This window comes from Flagellimonas marinaquae (assembly GCF_003992675.1).
Classification (GTDB): Bacteria; Bacteroidota; Bacteroidia; order Flavobacteriales; family Flavobacteriaceae; genus Flagellimonas; species Flagellimonas marinaquae.
On record NZ_RZMZ01000015.1, the window covers coordinates 470,650 to 485,331 of the forward strand.

Annotated in this window: 15 protein-coding genes; 8 read left to right on the forward strand and 7 right to left on the reverse strand. The window is 44.2% G+C overall.

All coding sequences use genetic code 11. The features are described from left to right. The first annotated feature begins 1 nt into the window (after position 1). The gene (priA, locus tag EO130_RS11465) at positions 2–2,458 is read left to right on the forward strand and encodes a replication restart helicase PriA (RefSeq protein WP_127141645.1); all 2,457 of its coding nucleotides are present in this window, start codon (positions 2–4) and stop codon (positions 2,456–2,458) included. Here the strand turns inward: priA and EO130_RS11470 are convergent, their stop codons facing one another. Beyond that, complete coding sequence (locus tag EO130_RS11470) at positions 2,459–3,151, reverse strand: LytR/AlgR family response regulator transcription factor (protein WP_100818563.1); 693 nt, start codon at positions 3,149–3,151, stop codon at positions 2,459–2,461. A gap of 236 nt (positions 3,152–3,387) precedes the next feature. Here EO130_RS11470 and rpsF point away from each other — a divergent pair, with 236 nt between their 5' ends. Genes rpsF through rplI form a run of 3 tightly spaced genes read left to right on the forward strand, consistent with a single transcriptional unit; the run spans position 3,388 to position 4,493 of the window. Beyond that, complete coding sequence (rpsF, locus tag EO130_RS11475) at positions 3,388–3,726, forward strand: 30S ribosomal protein S6 (protein WP_014031369.1); 339 nt, start codon at positions 3,388–3,390, stop codon at positions 3,724–3,726. A 4-nt stretch (positions 3,727–3,730) separates the two neighbouring features. Continuing rightward, positions 3,731–4,027, forward strand: coding sequence for a 30S ribosomal protein S18 (gene rpsR / locus EO130_RS11480; protein ID WP_014031368.1), 297 nt, complete (start codon positions 3,731–3,733; stop codon positions 4,025–4,027). 13 nt (positions 4,028–4,040) lie between these two features. After that, positions 4,041–4,493 carry a 50S ribosomal protein L9 gene (gene rplI, locus EO130_RS11485; protein WP_127141646.1) on the forward strand — a complete coding sequence of 151 codons (453 nt, stop codon included), beginning with the start codon at positions 4,041–4,043 and terminating at the stop codon, positions 4,491–4,493. A 74-nt stretch (positions 4,494–4,567) separates the two neighbouring features. Here the strand turns inward: rplI and EO130_RS11490 are convergent, their stop codons facing one another. After that, positions 4,568–5,032 (reverse strand): DUF4168 domain-containing protein, encoded by a 465-nt coding sequence (locus EO130_RS11490; protein WP_127141647.1) that lies wholly within the window; start codon positions 5,030–5,032, stop codon positions 4,568–4,570. Positions 5,033–5,202: 170 nt separating this feature from the next. Here EO130_RS11490 and EO130_RS11495 point away from each other — a divergent pair, with 170 nt between their 5' ends. Then, positions 5,203–5,676, forward strand: coding sequence for a DUF6495 family protein (locus EO130_RS11495; protein ID WP_127141648.1), 474 nt, complete (start codon positions 5,203–5,205; stop codon positions 5,674–5,676). A 138-nt stretch (positions 5,677–5,814) separates the two neighbouring features. Then, on the forward strand, positions 5,815–7,203 hold the full coding sequence (gene hisS, locus EO130_RS11500; protein ID WP_127141649.1) for a histidine--tRNA ligase: 1,389 nt from the start codon (positions 5,815–5,817) through the stop codon (positions 7,201–7,203). Here hisS and EO130_RS11505 read toward each other — a convergent pair. After that, positions 7,187–7,735, reverse strand: coding sequence for an NUDIX hydrolase (locus tag EO130_RS11505; protein ID WP_127141650.1), 549 nt, complete (start codon positions 7,733–7,735; stop codon positions 7,187–7,189). The genes hisS and EO130_RS11505 overlap by 17 nt on opposite strands. Before the next feature lie 83 nt (positions 7,736–7,818). Then, positions 7,819–8,907 carry a M42 family metallopeptidase gene (locus EO130_RS11510; RefSeq protein WP_127141651.1) on the reverse strand — a complete coding sequence of 363 codons (1,089 nt, stop codon included), beginning with the start codon at positions 8,905–8,907 and terminating at the stop codon, positions 7,819–7,821. Positions 8,908–9,009: 102 nt separating this feature from the next. Between EO130_RS11510 and EO130_RS11515 the strand changes: the two genes are divergently transcribed. Continuing rightward, positions 9,010–9,729 (forward strand): DUF4294 domain-containing protein, encoded by a 720-nt coding sequence (locus tag EO130_RS11515; protein ID WP_127141652.1) that lies wholly within the window; start codon positions 9,010–9,012, stop codon positions 9,727–9,729. Here the strand turns inward: EO130_RS11515 and EO130_RS11520 are convergent. Continuing rightward, positions 9,726–9,962 carry a DUF6095 family protein gene (locus EO130_RS11520; RefSeq protein WP_127141653.1) on the reverse strand — a complete coding sequence of 79 codons (237 nt, stop codon included), beginning with the start codon at positions 9,960–9,962 and terminating at the stop codon, positions 9,726–9,728. The two genes, EO130_RS11515 and EO130_RS11520, sit on opposite strands and share 4 nt — an antisense overlap. Before the next feature lie 57 nt (positions 9,963–10,019). On the opposite strand from EO130_RS11520, the gene EO130_RS11525 reads away from it, so the two are divergent. After that, positions 10,020–11,339, forward strand: a complete 1,320-nt coding sequence (locus tag EO130_RS11525; protein WP_127141654.1) for a GntP family permease — start codon at positions 10,020–10,022, stop codon at positions 11,337–11,339. Between the two features lie 6 nt (positions 11,340–11,345). Here the strand turns inward: EO130_RS11525 and EO130_RS11530 are convergent, their stop codons facing one another. Continuing rightward, on the reverse strand, positions 11,346–12,236 hold the full coding sequence (locus EO130_RS11530; protein ID WP_127141655.1) for a DUF4249 family protein: 891 nt from the start codon (positions 12,234–12,236) through the stop codon (positions 11,346–11,348). 4 nt (positions 12,237–12,240) lie between these two features. Beyond that, on the reverse strand, positions 12,241–14,640 hold the full coding sequence (locus EO130_RS11535; protein ID WP_127141656.1) for a TonB-dependent receptor: 2,400 nt from the start codon (positions 14,638–14,640) through the stop codon (positions 12,241–12,243). Positions 14,641–14,682: the final 42 nt, after the last annotated feature.

Genomic DNA, 14,682 nt, shown 5'->3' on the forward strand with positions numbered 1-14,682 from the left:
TATGGACTATTTTTTGGAAGTTGTTTTGCCCATTCCTCTGGAGAAACTCTTCACGTATAAAATTTCAAAGGCTGAAGCGGATTTTTTACAGGAGGGCATGCGCGTGGCCGTTCCCTTCGGGAAATCCAAGATTTATACGGCTTTGGCCTACCGCATCCACCAAAATGCCCCGGAAGCCTACGAACCCAAGGAGATTTATCAGATTTTGGATGAACGTCCGGTAGTTAACCAAGTGCAACTTAAGCATTGGGAATGGGTGGCGAAGTACTACATGTGCACTTTGGGAGAGGTGATTCGAAGTGCCTTGCCCAGTGCCTTTATGCTGGAGAGCGAAACTCTGATTCTGCCCAACAAAAACGCCGAAGTGGACGAACAGGAACTCAGCGATGATGAGTTTTTGGTGTACGAGGCACTGCAGCATCAAACAGCTTTAAAAATTTCCGAAGTCAGTGATATTGTGGACAAGAAACATGTGTTGAAGCTCATCAATACCTTGGTCCATAAAGGCGTGGTGGTTCAAAAAGAGGAATTGTACGAGCAATACAAGCCTAAATTGGTCCGCTACGTGAAGCTTTCGGAACAGTATGATGATGAAGGGCAGTTGGCGGAATTGTTAAATGAGCTTACCAGGGCCCCTAAGCAGAGCCAAGTTGTACTTTCCTTGTTCCAACTAAAGGCGAAAAGCTCCAAACCCATACCCGTTGCCGAACTCGAAAAGGAAAGTAGGGCGTCCCGAACCGTAATCAAGGCTCTTGTGGACAAACAGGTTTTGGAAGAGTACCACATCCGAAAAGATCGGGTGGAGTTTGATGAGCATTCCGAATCTTCAGCTAATGTCAATTTAAATGCATACCAACAGCAGGCTTTGGAGGATATCCATCAAGGCTTTCAAGAGCATAAACCAGTACTGCTTCACGGAGTTACCTCCTCCGGAAAGACCGAGGTATACATCAAATTGATTCAAAAATGTCTGGAAGAGGGGAAACAAGCCTTATATCTGCTTCCAGAAATTGCTTTGACCTCCCAATTGATCCACAGGTTGCAACGCTATTTTGGACATCAAGTCTCAGTTTATCACTCCAAATACAGCATTCACGAAAGGGTAGAGGTGTGGAACAATGTGCTGAAGAATGCCGAGAAGGCCCAAATTGTCATTGGTGCACGTTCGTCACTGTTCCTCCCCTTTACCAATTTGGGATTGGTGGTGGTGGATGAAGAGCATGAAAATTCTTTTAAACAATTTGACCCGGCTCCACGTTATCATGCCCGGGATGCTGCGGTGGTTTTGGCTTCCATGCACAATGCCCATATTGTTTTGGGTTCCGCTACGCCGAGCATTGAGAGTATGTACAACGCCAGGACTAAAAAATATGGCTATGCTTCCATTGCCCATCGGTTTGGGGAGGTGCTGATGCCAGAGATCAATTTGGTGGACATCAAGGAAGCTACACGAAAACGCCGTATGAAGGGCCATTTTTCCGAAATTTTGATCAAGGCGATAACAGAAGCTTTGGAGGAGGGGGAGCAGATCATTCTTTTTCAAAACAGAAGGGGCTTTGCCCCTGTGGTGGAGTGTACCACTTGCGGTCATGTGGCCCAATGTCCCAATTGCGATGTAAGTCTGACCTATCACCAGCATAGAAATCAATTGCGTTGCCATTATTGTGGCTACCATATGGCATTGCAACAGGCGTGTTTAGCTTGTGGCAGTCACACCTTGGATAATAAAGGTTTTGGAACGGAACAGATTCAGCAGGAATTGGGACAACTGTTCCCTGATGTTGCCGTGGGGCGAATGGATTTGGACACTACGAGGGGAAAGTATGCCTACGAAAAAATCATTTCATCTTTTGAAAATCAGGAAATGGATATTCTGGTAGGTACCCAAATGGTGACCAAGGGACTGGATTTCAGAAACGTGAGCCTGGTGGGCATCATGAATGCGGATTCCATGCTCAATTTTCCCGATTACAGGGCGCATGAACGCAGTTTTCAAATGCTCACACAGGTGGCGGGTAGGGCAGGGCGCACCCAAAAGCGCGGCAAAGTGCTCATTCAGACCTACAATCCGTACCATCAAATATTGCAACAGGTGACCACGAACAGTTACGATAGTATGTTCAAAGAGCAATTTTATGAAAGGGAGCAGTTCAAGTATCCACCCTTGGTCCGATTGATTAAAATAACGCTCAAGGATAAGGATTTCAATAAATTGAACGAGGCAGCAGACTGGATGGCGGGATCATTGCGCAATGTGCTGGGTGCCCATATTCTTGGGCCCGAATATCCGCCCGTAGCGAGAATCCGAAGGGACTATCTCAAAAACATTTTGATCAAGGTTCCAAGAAAACAGCCATTGGCCCCAACAAAAAATAGCATTAAAAGAATTGAAAAATCCTTTAATGCTATTTCCAAGTATAAAAGTGTACGACTGGTCTACAATGTGGACCACATCTGATTATACATTGGCCAGCGCTTCGGCTAGTTCTGTTTTTTTGTTTCTGCTCAAAGGAATCTGTCTGCCCCCTACTTCAACATTTTTACTGTTGAATTTTTCAATCTTCTCCAGATTCACAATATAAGACTTATGGATACGTAGAAATTTTTCGGCAGGCAGTTGCTTTTCGAAAGATTTCATGGTGGATAGGATTACGATATTGGCTTCGTCGGTCACCAATTTGATGTAATCTCCCAGAGCCTCTATCCATTTAATGTCGTTTAGGATAACCTTACGCTTTTTAAGGTTGCTCTTTACAAAGATGTGCTCTTCGTCCTCATCTACCCGGTTCATTTGCTCGTATTTGGCAACAGCTCTTTTTACGGAGGCTTCAAAACGGGCCAGGGTGATGGGTTTGTGAAGGTAATCGGTCACATCGTAATCAAATGCCTTTAGGGCATAATCAGGTTTTCCTGTGATAAGGATCACCTGTGGTGGGTTCTCTAAGGCCTCTAAAAGGTCAAAACCGCTGATGATTGGCATTTCAACATCTAAAAAGATAAGGTCGATTTCGTGGTTTTTTAGGCCATTTTTGGCTTCAATGGCGTTGCTGTACTCAGCAACCAAAGCGAGGTGTGGATGATTGTTGACCAACTTTGCAACGGCCATGCGCTGCATCGAGGAATCGTCTACAATTATACTTTTTAATTTCATAGAATGGGGTGATTTGTAGGGTTTTAAATCATGGGAAAATTACATAAAAAAGCCGCTTACGGACAACAAAAGATGTAAACATGGTCTATTTTGTTGTGTAAATTGCCATATGTGTTATTTAGGTTTATTGGGTTTTTAACTGTTGATAACTCTTGAACTTTAACGAAGTTTTTTTACTTTTCTTGCAGGGTGAAGGAATTATTATTAATTTTGCGCTCCTTTAAAAATATATTATCATGAACCATTACGAAACTGTTTTCATTTTGAATCCCGTTCTATCTGAGACCCAGATAGAGGAAACAGTCAAGAAATTTGAAGATTTCTTGATTAAGAATGGTGCCAAAATGGTCTCCAAAGAAGATTGGGGACTTAAAAAGTTGGCCTATCCCATTCAGCACAAGAAAAGTGGATTTTACCACTTGTTCGAATTCCAAGCTCCAGGAGAGGCTATTGGCCCATATGAGCTAGAGTTTAGAAGAGACGAGCGCATCATGCGTTTTTTGACCGTTAAATTGGACAAGCATGCAATTGCTTGGGCGGAAAAAAGAAGAAACAAACTAAAAGCAAAGGCATAAGGGTATGGCATCTATCGAGCAACAAGCAAAATCGAAAAAAGACGGGGAAATCAGATATTTGACCCCGCTTAACATTGAGACCAGCAAGCAAAAGAAGTATTGCAGGTTCAAGAAATCAGGTATCAAGTATATCGATTACAAAGACCCGGATTTCTTGATGAAGTTGGTAAACGAGCAAGGAAAACTGCTTCCTAGAAGACTTACCGGTACTTCCCTGAAATACCAAAGAAAAGTGGCGCAGGCCGTAAAACGTGCCCGTCACCTAGCGTTAATGCCGTACGTTGGCGATATGTTGAAATAAAAAACACCAGAGAATGGAACTTATTCTAAAAGAAGATGTACAGGATTTGGGATTTAAGGATGATATCGTTACCGTAAAGAACGGTTACGGCAGAAATTTCCTTATCCCACAAGGTTTGGCTGATTTGGCCACTCCTTCTGCCAAAAAAGTTTTGGCCGAAAACCTTAAGCAAAGAGCTCACAAGGAGAAGAAGATTATTGACGAGGCCCAAAAAGTGGCCGATGCGTTGAAACAATTGGAAATCCGTATTACTGCCAAGGCAGGTGCCGGAGATAAATTGTTCGGTTCTGTAACCAATATCGACCTTGCCGCTGCTTTGGACAAAGAGGGACACCAGATTGATAGAAAATTCATCAACATTAAAGGTGGAGCTATCAAAAGAACTGGTCCTTATGAGGCTATTATCAGATTACACAGGGAAGTTGTTGTAGAATTCCCTTTTGAAGTGGTTGCGGAAGCAAAGTAATCCACTTCATATCATACAAAAAAAGCCCTTTGAATTTTCAAAGGGCTTTTTTACATACTTATTCTTAAATAACATTAAGCCTTTTGTTCCAAAGCGGCTCGTAATCTACCTTGTAAATCGGCATCCGTTTGTAGTGCCATAGCTATTTGTTCGTAACGTTCCATGCTCAAGCCTTCATTGCTGATGATTTCTTGGATTTGTTTCATGAAACCCGTTTGCATTTGCTGAATTTTACCCATCACCTCACCAAAGCGTTGTTTCTCCTCATCGCTGGCATCCACTGTTTTTTCTTCGGAAGCGGACGCTTGGTACATCTCGTTGAAACGATTTGGGTCAAAACCGCTTTCCTTTACCGTTTCCATAACCTGTTGTTGGGCCTCCATGTTCACCTTTTGGATATCTTGGAATGCAGCGGCAATTTTATGTAGTTCTGCATCGCTTACCTCTACCTGTTCCTGTGCTGTAATTTGTGAAAAGGCACTTGCCCCCAAAATGACCATACCTACCACTAGCGTTTTCATTGATTTCAAAAATGTCATGCTGTCTTCTTTTTATTACATGTGAATTTCCGAAACTACAATAATTAAAAGGGCTTGCCAAACCTCATAGGTTAAGGTAAACTTAAAGAACTCCCGTATAAACTGCTTTTTGACCGTATTCTTGGGGCAAAAACAGGGTGGTTCTGCCTAGCCTTTTATATTTTTGCGGCATGAAGTACAGAAGATTGACCAAGGAGCAATTGGAAGAGCTCCACCCCGAATTCATCAACTTTTTGGCGACACAGTCCATCACAGCAGAAGAGTGGGATACGCTTAAAAAGAAAAAACCCGAAGTGGCCGAGGAGGAAATCGATGTGTTTAGCGATTTGATTTGGGAAGGTGTGCTGAACAGGGTGGAATACTTGGAGAATATTTCTGAAAGGCACATGCACCTATTTCATTTGACAGAAAAGGAAATGAAATTACTTTCCGTTAAAATCCTCAACCCCGAAATCGACCTGAGGACCGAGGTAGGCTTTGGTTGGTTCAAACGAAACTATCAATCGGATTTTGTGGAATACCTATCCGCTTCCAAGGCCTATGGTGAGGACAAGAATGTCGATAAATTTGAACTTATCAAACAAGGGGCTGTTATCACCAAAGGGGAGCTGTACCAATGGTTTGAGCAGATTATAGAGCACTGAATTAGAATTAAGGAGCAAGAAATGAAGGGATTTGCTCTTTTGTCAACCTTCAAGCGCATGGTAAGCGAAGAATCTTTGATCTTTAGCTTTCCACCATTCTACCATCAACCGTATATTTGCACGAGAATCTAAGATCACATGGCAAAAAAACCATCCATACCTAAAGGAACCCGAGATTTTTCACCCGCTGAGGTGGCCAAGCGCAACTATATCATCCAAAGCATCAAAAAGCATTTTGAAACCTTTGGTTTTCAACCCATCGAGACCCCGTCTTTTGAGAATTCGGAGACACTTATGGGAAAATATGGTGATGAAGGCGACCGCTTGATTTTTAAAATCCTGAATTCGGGGGATTTTATCTCCAAGGTGGACGATGTGACCTATAGTTCCAAAGATTCAGCTTCCTTAACGCCAAAAATTTCCGAAAAAGCCCTGCGCTACGACCTTACCGTGCCTTTCGCCCGCTACGTAGTGATGCATCAGAACGATATCGATTTTCCGTTCAAACGGTACCAAATTCAGCCGGTATGGCGTGCCGACCGACCCCAAAAGGGCCGTTTTCGTGAGTTTTACCAATGCGATGCCGATGTGGTCGGGGCAAATTCCTTGCTGCAGGAAGTGGAATTTGTGCAGCTCTATGATGCTGTTTTTACCGATTTGGGTCTGAAAGGGGCAACCATCAAAATCAACAACCGTAAAATTCTATCGGGTATCGCCGAGGTCATTGGAGCGCAACAATTGCTGGTGGATTTTACCGTGGCTTTGGACAAGTTGGACAAGATAGGAGAGGAGAAGGTAAAAGCCGAGATGATGGAAAAAGGCATCTCCGAGGCAGCCATTGCCAAGGCACAACCTTTGTTCGAGATGACGGGAACGGTATCCGAGCAGCTGGAACAACTCAGAACCATCCTAGCGGACTCCGAAGTGGGTATGTTGGGAGTTTCCGAATTGGAAGAAATCATCGCTACGGTTGATATGTTAGGTCTGCAATCGGCCACACTTCAATTGGATGTGACACTTGCCCGCGGACTCAACTACTATACCGGAGCCATTTTTGAGGTGGCTGCGCCAGAAGGTGTCCAAATGGGGTCGATTGGAGGGGGAGGCCGTTATGACGATCTCACCGGGATTTTCGGACTTAAAGATGTGAGCGGTGTTGGGATTTCCTTCGGATTGGACCGTATTTATTTGGTTCTGGAAGAATTGAACCTGTTCCCTGACAGTTTGGATACGTCATTAGATGTGCTTTGCCTCAATTTTGGACAAAAAGAGGGAAGAGCAGCCTTGCAGTTGGTGTCGGGATTGCGCAAACACGGGCTCAGGGCTGATTTGTACCCCACGGATACCAAAGTGCAGAAACAGTTCAAATATGCCGATAAAAGGGGAGTACCCTATGCCATTCTTCTAGGAGACCAAGAATTGACCGATGGCAAGTTTGTGGTCAAAAATATGAAGACCGGCGACCAAAAGTCGTATGCGTTGGATAGCGTAGAGGCTTTTGTGGAGCAGCTCAGGTCCGAGCTTTAATGGCCTTGATGATCTTTTTGTAATAGGTAGGGCCGTGCGGCACGTATTTGCCCGTGTTGGCCAAGCCCCAGGTTTCTTCGGCAAATCTGAAAAGCGGGATCAAATCCAGTGCTTCCACTTCGCTTTCCTGTTTGATAAGATTTTTGAAAGGGGTCTCGAGTTCGCACAAAAAAATATGATGGAGTTCCGCATCGATAAAATCCTCTGCAATCTTATGAATGGCCTTAAAAGTACCGATGGATTCCAAATCCTCTTCCGTAATTTGATAGCCTACTTCTTCTTTGACCTCACGTATTGCCGCAGTAACGATTGGTTCCCCGGATGATACATGCCCCGCCACCGAAACGTCCCAAAGCAGAGGGTGCGTAGCCTTATTTTTGCCACGTTGTTGTATCAAAACCCGACCATCGGAGGTATATAACCAAACATGGACTGTAGGGTGCAACAATCCCTTGCGGTGCGCTTCCGATTTTAAACAGGATTTGCCCGTTGGTTTTCCCTTACTATCCAATATGTCCACAAGTTCGTCCATGGTACATAAAGATAAAAAAAAGTCACCCCGAAGCTGCTTCGGGATGACTTAATTTAATAGGTTTTATTGAGAAACTTGCTCGGTTAATCAAAATAACTGAACGTTTCTCCTTCCTCGATGTTCAACAAGGTTTCGTAAATCAACCGGATCACATTCTCTACATCATCCTTATGAACTGTTTCTACCGTGGTGTGCATATAGCGTAACGGCAACGAAATCAAAGCTGACGCAACACCGCCATTACTGTAGGCGAACGCATCGGTGTCGGTTCCCGTGAATCGGGAGGATGCATTGCGCTGGAACGGAATCTTATGGGCTTCCGCAGTTTCCAAAATACGCTCGCGTAATTTATTCTGTACCGCAGGCGCATAGGCAATTACCGGACCGTCACCAATCTTGGTCTCGCCTTCCGTCTTTTTATCGATCATTGGGGTGGTGGTATCGTGGCATACATCCGTTACAATGGCCACGTTCGGTTTTATGGTCTGTGTGATCATTTCCGCACCGCGTAGCCCAATCTCCTCTTGTACCGAATTGGTGATGTACAAGCCAAAGGGAAGTTCTTTTTTGTTCTCTTTGAGCAAGCGGGCCACCTCTGCGATCATATAACCGCCCATCCGGTTGTCCAGTGCCCTGCAAACAAACTTGTCCTTGTTCAAAATTTCGAACTGATCGGGATAGGTGATCACGCATCCTACATGAACGCCCATCTTCTCCACTTCCTTCTTGTCCTTGGCACCTATATCGATGAAAATGTTGTCCAACTTTGGTGGTTCCTCTTTCTCTTTGTTTCTAGTGTGGATAGCAGGCCACCCGAAAACTCCTTTTACGATACCATTTTTGGTATGGATATTCACCCATTTGGATGGCGCGATTTGGTGGTCGCTACCTCCGTTTCGGATAACGTAGAGCAATCCTTCATCTGTGATATAGTTGACGTACCAGGAAATTTCATCGGAGTGGCCTTCGATGACCACGCGATATTTGGCATTTGGATTGATGACGCCTACCGCCGTTCCATAAGTATCTGTAATAAACTCATCCACATAGGGCCTCACATAGTCCATCCAGATTTTTTGCCCGGCTAGTTCATAGCCTGTGGGAGAGGCATTGTTCAAATATCTTTCTAAAAATTCAAGGGATTTTTCGTTGATGATTTTCTCTTTTGCCATGTATCTGATTTAGTACACAAACATACTAATATTCACTTTTATTTAATAGCCAAATCATACCTTTATCCTTACTTTTGGCTGGACTATTGAGAAAGAATTGTGATGTTACGTAACGCTTTTCTTGTTGTATTTCTGGCGATTGCTGCCTACGGGTTTGCTCAGGAACCGCAAAAGGATTCGCTGACTTACCCAAAGGATTCCATTGCCAATGATTCCATTGAGGACTATTATGTGAGGTTTGAGGGGGATTCCATTTTAATGAGCTCCATTGAACTGGACGAAGTCTATCTTTTCGGGCAATTGGACTTTGCCAGTCAAGAAGATAAACTTCGATATTACATTTTGCGCAGAAAAACCTTAAAGGTATATCCTTACGCCAAATTGGCCGCAGAACGCTTGGTGGAGCTGAACGATAGCCTTGATCTCATCAAAAAAAGAAGGCACCAAAGGCGATATACCCGGAAGGTGCAAAAGTATATTGAAGGTGAGTTTTCCGAAGAATTGAAAAAATTGACCCGTACCGAAGGGCAGATTTTGGTCAAATTGATCCATAGGCAAACGGGCACGACGGCTTTCGATTTGGTCAAAGATCTTCGTAGCGGATGGCGTGCATTTTGGTACAATACCACGGCCAGCCTGTTCAAGATAAGCTTAAAGGAGGAGTTTAGGCCCGAAGAGGTCCATGAGGATTATTTGATAGAGGATATTTTGCAGCGAGCCTTTGCTGCGAGTCGATTGGAGCGTCAAAAATCGGTATTGGACTACGATTATGCCCAACTGACCAATAAGTGGAAAAGTACCCCACAAAAGACCAATAACTAATCCTTGGTCTTTTCGCCAAAAATGGCATCCATGACAATCTTTACGGAGCGAAAGCCCAAATAGATGGCTAAAATAGCACATGCAATGCCCAAGACGAGTACGGGCCAATAAAAAGGATGTCCCTCATTTTTAAAAGCTTGGTAAATCAGAAATGGCCCCATAAACATGGAGAGGACCGTAAACCCGAATGACTTGATACCTTTTACCAGAAGTTCCTTGTTCGTATGCCTCATGGGACCAAAGTAGGAATATTAGCTTATATTTAGTGGGTATTGCATTAAAAATCAATCATGGAAATGCTAGTTCTTGGGGTTGTGGTCCTTTTTATTATTGTAGCCACCGTAAAATTTAAGATGCACCCCATCTTTTCGTTGACCATTGCAGCCGTGGCCTCAGGTTTTTTGCTGGGTCTTGCGCCGGTAAATATTATGTCCACCATGGCAGAAGGTTTCGGAAACACGCTTTCGGGCATAGGTCTGGTCATCGCTTTTGGAACGGTCATCGGGATTTATCTGGAAAAAACGGGAAGTACTCAAGTTCTGGCCAATAGTATCTTAAAAGTAATTGGATTAAAGCGTTCTCCTTTGGCCATCAATTTGGCTGGATTCGTTATTTCCATTCCGGTATATTGTGATTCGGGCTACATCATACTTTCTTCCTTGAATAAGGCCATCAGTAAAAAAACGGGCATACCTGCCTTAGTGTTTGCCATCGCCTTGGCCACAGGCTTGTATTCCGCTCATGTATTTGTACCACCCACTCCGGGGCCTTTGGCCGCAGCGGCCATTTTGGAAGCTGATTTGGGCATGGTGCTCATTTTTGGACTTTTGGTGGCCATACCTGTATCGATATCAGGTTATTTTTGGGCGCGGTTTATCGGGAAATCGTTACAGGAAGAAGAGCGTGCCGAAGATATGGAGCAGAAGGAAGAAGTGTTGTCCACCGTAAAGCCCTACCAGGCTTTTTTGCCATTGTTGGTGCCGATTATCTTGATAGCCATGAAATCCATCGTGGATTATCCAACCCATCCTTTGGGTGAAGGATGGTTGTTCCAAATGTTCAACTTTTTGGGCAGTCCCGTAATTGCGTTGTTGATTGGTGTCTTTTTTGCTTTTGCATTGGGTAGAAAGGTGCCACAGGAAGAGAAAAAAGGCTGGGTACCCGAAGCGTTCATGCAAGCTGGTGCCATCGTTTTGATCACAGGGGCAGGAGGGGCTTTCGGGGCCATTTTGCGAACCATGGATATTGCTTCCATCATCCATTTGGAATCCAGCACAGGAGTTGGTGGACTTTTGATTGCTTTCCTAATTGCAGCGGTGCTCAAGACCGCCCAAGGTTCCTCAACAGTAGCCATCATCACCACTTCGGCCATTATTGCGCCCTTATTGGAAACTTTTGGTTTGATTTCGATTATGGATAAGGCTTTGGCCGTTTTGGCCATTGGTGCGGGCGCCATGACCGTTTCGCACATCAACGACAGTTATTTTTGGGTGGTCTCCCAATTTTCCCATATGAAAGTCAAGACCGCGTTGAAGGGTCATACTTTGGGTACATTGATTCAAGGGATGGTCGGTTTGGCAATGATTTTATTACTGTATGCCTTACTTTAAAAGGGATTACTCAATAGTAATAGTTTGGGTAAATTCTTGTACGACGCCAAAATACCCAAGTGCATAATCGTTGGGACGCTCTACATTGTCCAAAATAGTGATATTGTCAAGCCCGGTAATGTCGAATACATTCCCTCGCACCGTGGCTACGGGCGTTTGGAATACCCCACCATTGTTTTCTGTCTGCTCCAAGACCAAATCCATATAATTGTAGAATTCCTCCGTAGCTCCCAATATACTTACCGTTACGGTTTCGCCAGCGGTAATTTCATTATCATAGAAATAGGAAAAGGAGAATTGCTGTCCTTGAAAGAATTCATCTTCCACCACCAAAAATTCACTGTTCATAAAATCAAAGACATAAAAGTTGTCCTCATCCCCATTATCGGTAAAGGTGACGATAATTTCGGTCTCTTCCTCATCAAAGAGGGTGTCGGTTCCCTGTTCCAGATTGTCTATGGGAACGGTTGGGGTATATTCGGTCTGCGCAAAATACCTTCGACCCTTATGCGTGACCTGCAACACAAACACTACTCCAGGTTCCGCAGCGGCTGCACGTATGCGCTGGTCCGTCATAAACGTGGGGTCCGGCACGTATATCCCGGAGCCCGGTGTCTCCTCAGTAAGATTGCTGAAAGAGATGGTCTCAAAGTTACCATTGTCCAGCACGCCATAATAAATGAGGGCACTCTCGACCTGGGCCGGAGGATTATCCTCAAAAAAATTGCTGCTTTCCCGCATTTGTATGCGAACATCTATGAATTCCTGACTTTTATCCACACGTAACAGCCCATCCACCACGAGTCTGGTTTCTACCTCGGGCAAATCCACCTCGATGACGTCCTCGCAAGATGCCATGGCCAAAGCGATAACCATAAGAGCAATAAGTTTCTTCATCTCACTAGAATTTAAAGTTATAGGTTACTGAGGGTACAATACCAAAAATGGCCGTTCGGACGGCTTCATTTCGTCCCGTATCTTCATTTTCCCTAAAATTTATGGAGGCTGCATTCATCCGATTGTAGGCATTATAAATACTGAATACCCATTCGGATTGCACTTTCCTCCCTTTATTCTTTCTTGGGGTTAAAATGGCCGATATATCCAAACGATGATAATCTGGCAACCTTTCCTTGTTCCGTAAACCGTAGTAGGGTACGCTCAAACCTTCAAACTCAAATTGACCTATGGGGTAGTTGGTAGGTTGCCCTGTTTGATAGACAAAATTGGCATTAAAACTCCATTTGTCATTCAACTCAAAACTGCCGTATAGGGATAAATCGTGTGTTTTGTCAAAAGGTGTACTGTACCAATCGCCAAAATTGATTCCTGTTTCCAAGTTGGAGCGTCCCGTGTCAAAATTCAGTGTCCGGCCGGGAGTCCGTTGTTCGGACCGAGATAGTGTATAAGCGAGCCATCCCTTAAACTGGCCTTCGTTCTTTCGGAAAAGGATTTCCAGACCGTAGGCCCTTGCCTGTCCGTTGAGGATTACCTGTTCAATCGCATTGTTGGCGATTAGGTTGGCCCCATCAATGTAATCAATACGATTTTGTATGTCCTTGTAGAATACTTCGGTTTCCAAGGTATAGGCCCCACTTTTTATGTTTCTAAAATAGCCCATCGCATACTGGTCCAGTAGTTGAGGTTCCACGAACGGTCCGCTGGGCGTCCACACATCCAAAGGAGTAGGGGAGCTGGTATTGGACAACAAATGAAGGTACTGTGCCAATCGGGTATAGCTTGCCTTTATGGAATTGTTCTCTTTAAAGGTGTAGGACATGGAAACCCTAGGCTCCAAATTAAAAAATGACTTTAAGGTTCCACCTCGGCCGGGGCTAATGGTATCAATGGGATTTGCTTCCCGATACGTAAGGGTAAAGGGGTCAAATTCAACAGGGTTGTTGTTCTGGTAAACAAAGAACTCGTCCTGCCCAAAACGGTTGAACTGGCTAGCCCTAAGACCATATTCAACACTAAGATTCTCACTTATTTGGTGTTCAATATCCACATAGACCGCATTTTCGTTGGCGTACTTTTTGGTCAACTGCTCTTCAATAATACCGGAATCGGGACTGTTGGGTACAATTTTACCTGGATTGAATACGTAGTAGATACTGTTCAGACCATAATTCATCTGTAGTTTATCGCTTAGGTAATGTTTTAAGTCGTACTTGACGTTAAAGTTCTGAATGCCGGAATTCCATTCAAACCCGACAAAATCAAGTTCAAGACCGTAGTAATAATCAGAATAGATGAGGGAGAGGTTGGAAAAAAGCTTATCGGAAAACAAATGGTTCCATCTGAGATTCCCAACGGCATTGCCGTAAATGTTCACAAAGCGTTCGCTCACGTTAAATAAGTCCCGTCCAAAATAACCCGAAAGGAAAACACTGTTATTGTCATTGATTTTATGGTTGATTTTGGTGTTCAGGTCGTAGAAATAGGCCTTGCTATTTACGTCGAACAGGGGCAGGAACAAATGGGCGTATGAGGCACGACCACCAATCAAAAATGCCGTGCGGTCTTTTTGAATAGGTCCTTCCACCAACAATCTACTGGCTACCGCCCCAATCCCACCATTGACCTTAAATTCTTTGCTATTTCCTTCTTTTTGAAAGATTTCCAACACAGAGGATACCCTTCCGCCATAGCGAGCAGGAATACCGCCCTTGAACAGTTTTACATCCTTAATGGCGTCTGGGTTAAACACCGAAAAGAAACCGAATAGGTGGGAAGAATTGAAAACTATGGCCTCATCCAACAAAATAAGATTTTGGTCTACCGCGCCACCACGAACATTAAAGCCAGAGGAAGCCTCCCCGGCATTGGTGATTCCAGGCAGTAATACCAAGGATTTGATGACATCGGCTTCACCCAGGACCACCGGAACCTGCTTTATGGTATTGGAGGAAAGGGAAGTAACGCTCATTTGAGGTTTTCTGATGTCCAGTTTTTCCACATCATCGGTAACGACCACCTCGGCGAGCTCTTCTGCTTTTTCTTCCAGTTTAAAATCCAGCTTTTGGTTTTGGTTTAAATTGATGGTGCGCACTACTTCTTGAAAACCTAAATAGCTCACGATGACCTGGTATTCGCCTTCGGGCAGGGTGATGGAGTAGAAACCGTATTCGTTGGTGGTTGTTCCTGTTCGTAGCTCGGATATGGCAACCGTTACCCCAATAAGGGTCTCATTACTGGAAGCTTCCGAAATGGTGCCGCTTAGGGTGTAGCGTTCTTGGGCATGTATCACAAAAAAATGCCCAAACAGGGCTAGCAACAAAGCGAGATAATGTCTGGGCATTCGATTGATTTTTTTAAAAATAAGCATTTACGGAAGAGTGGA

Coding starts and splice junctions, on each gene's coding strand:
- EO130_RS11525 (WP_127141654.1), top strand. CDS start 10,020: ATGGAAATGCTAGTTCTTGGGGTTGTGGTCCTTTTTATTATTGTAGCC.
- hisS (WP_127141649.1), top strand. CDS start 5,815: ATGGCAAAAAAACCATCCATACCTAAAGGAACCCGAGATTTTTCACCC.
- EO130_RS11490 (WP_127141647.1), bottom strand. CDS start 5,032: ATGACATTTTTGAAATCAATGAAAACGCTAGTGGTAGGTATGGTCATT.
- rpsR (WP_014031368.1), top strand. CDS start 3,731: ATGGCATCTATCGAGCAACAAGCAAAATCGAAAAAAGACGGGGAAATC.
- EO130_RS11535 (WP_127141656.1), bottom strand. CDS start 14,640: ATGCCCAGACATTATCTCGCTTTGTTGCTAGCCCTGTTTGGGCATTTT.
- EO130_RS11505 (WP_127141650.1), bottom strand. CDS start 7,735: ATGGACGAACTTGTGGACATATTGGATAGTAAGGGAAAACCAACGGGC.
- EO130_RS11470 (WP_100818563.1), bottom strand. CDS start 3,151: ATGAAATTAAAAAGTATAATTGTAGACGATTCCTCGATGCAGCGCATG.
- EO130_RS11530 (WP_127141655.1), bottom strand. CDS start 12,236: ATGAAGAAACTTATTGCTCTTATGGTTATCGCTTTGGCCATGGCATCT.
- priA (WP_127141645.1), top strand. CDS start 2: ATGGACTATTTTTTGGAAGTTGTTTTGCCCATTCCTCTGGAGAAACTC.
- EO130_RS11515 (WP_127141652.1), top strand. CDS start 9,010: ATGTTACGTAACGCTTTTCTTGTTGTATTTCTGGCGATTGCTGCCTAC.
- EO130_RS11520 (WP_127141653.1), bottom strand. CDS start 9,962: ATGAGGCATACGAACAAGGAACTTCTGGTAAAAGGTATCAAGTCATTC.
- EO130_RS11495 (WP_127141648.1), top strand. CDS start 5,203: ATGAAGTACAGAAGATTGACCAAGGAGCAATTGGAAGAGCTCCACCCC.
- rpsF (WP_014031369.1), top strand. CDS start 3,388: ATGAACCATTACGAAACTGTTTTCATTTTGAATCCCGTTCTATCTGAG.
- EO130_RS11510 (WP_127141651.1), bottom strand. CDS start 8,907: ATGGCAAAAGAGAAAATCATCAACGAAAAATCCCTTGAATTTTTAGAA.
- rplI (WP_127141646.1), top strand. CDS start 4,041: ATGGAACTTATTCTAAAAGAAGATGTACAGGATTTGGGATTTAAGGAT.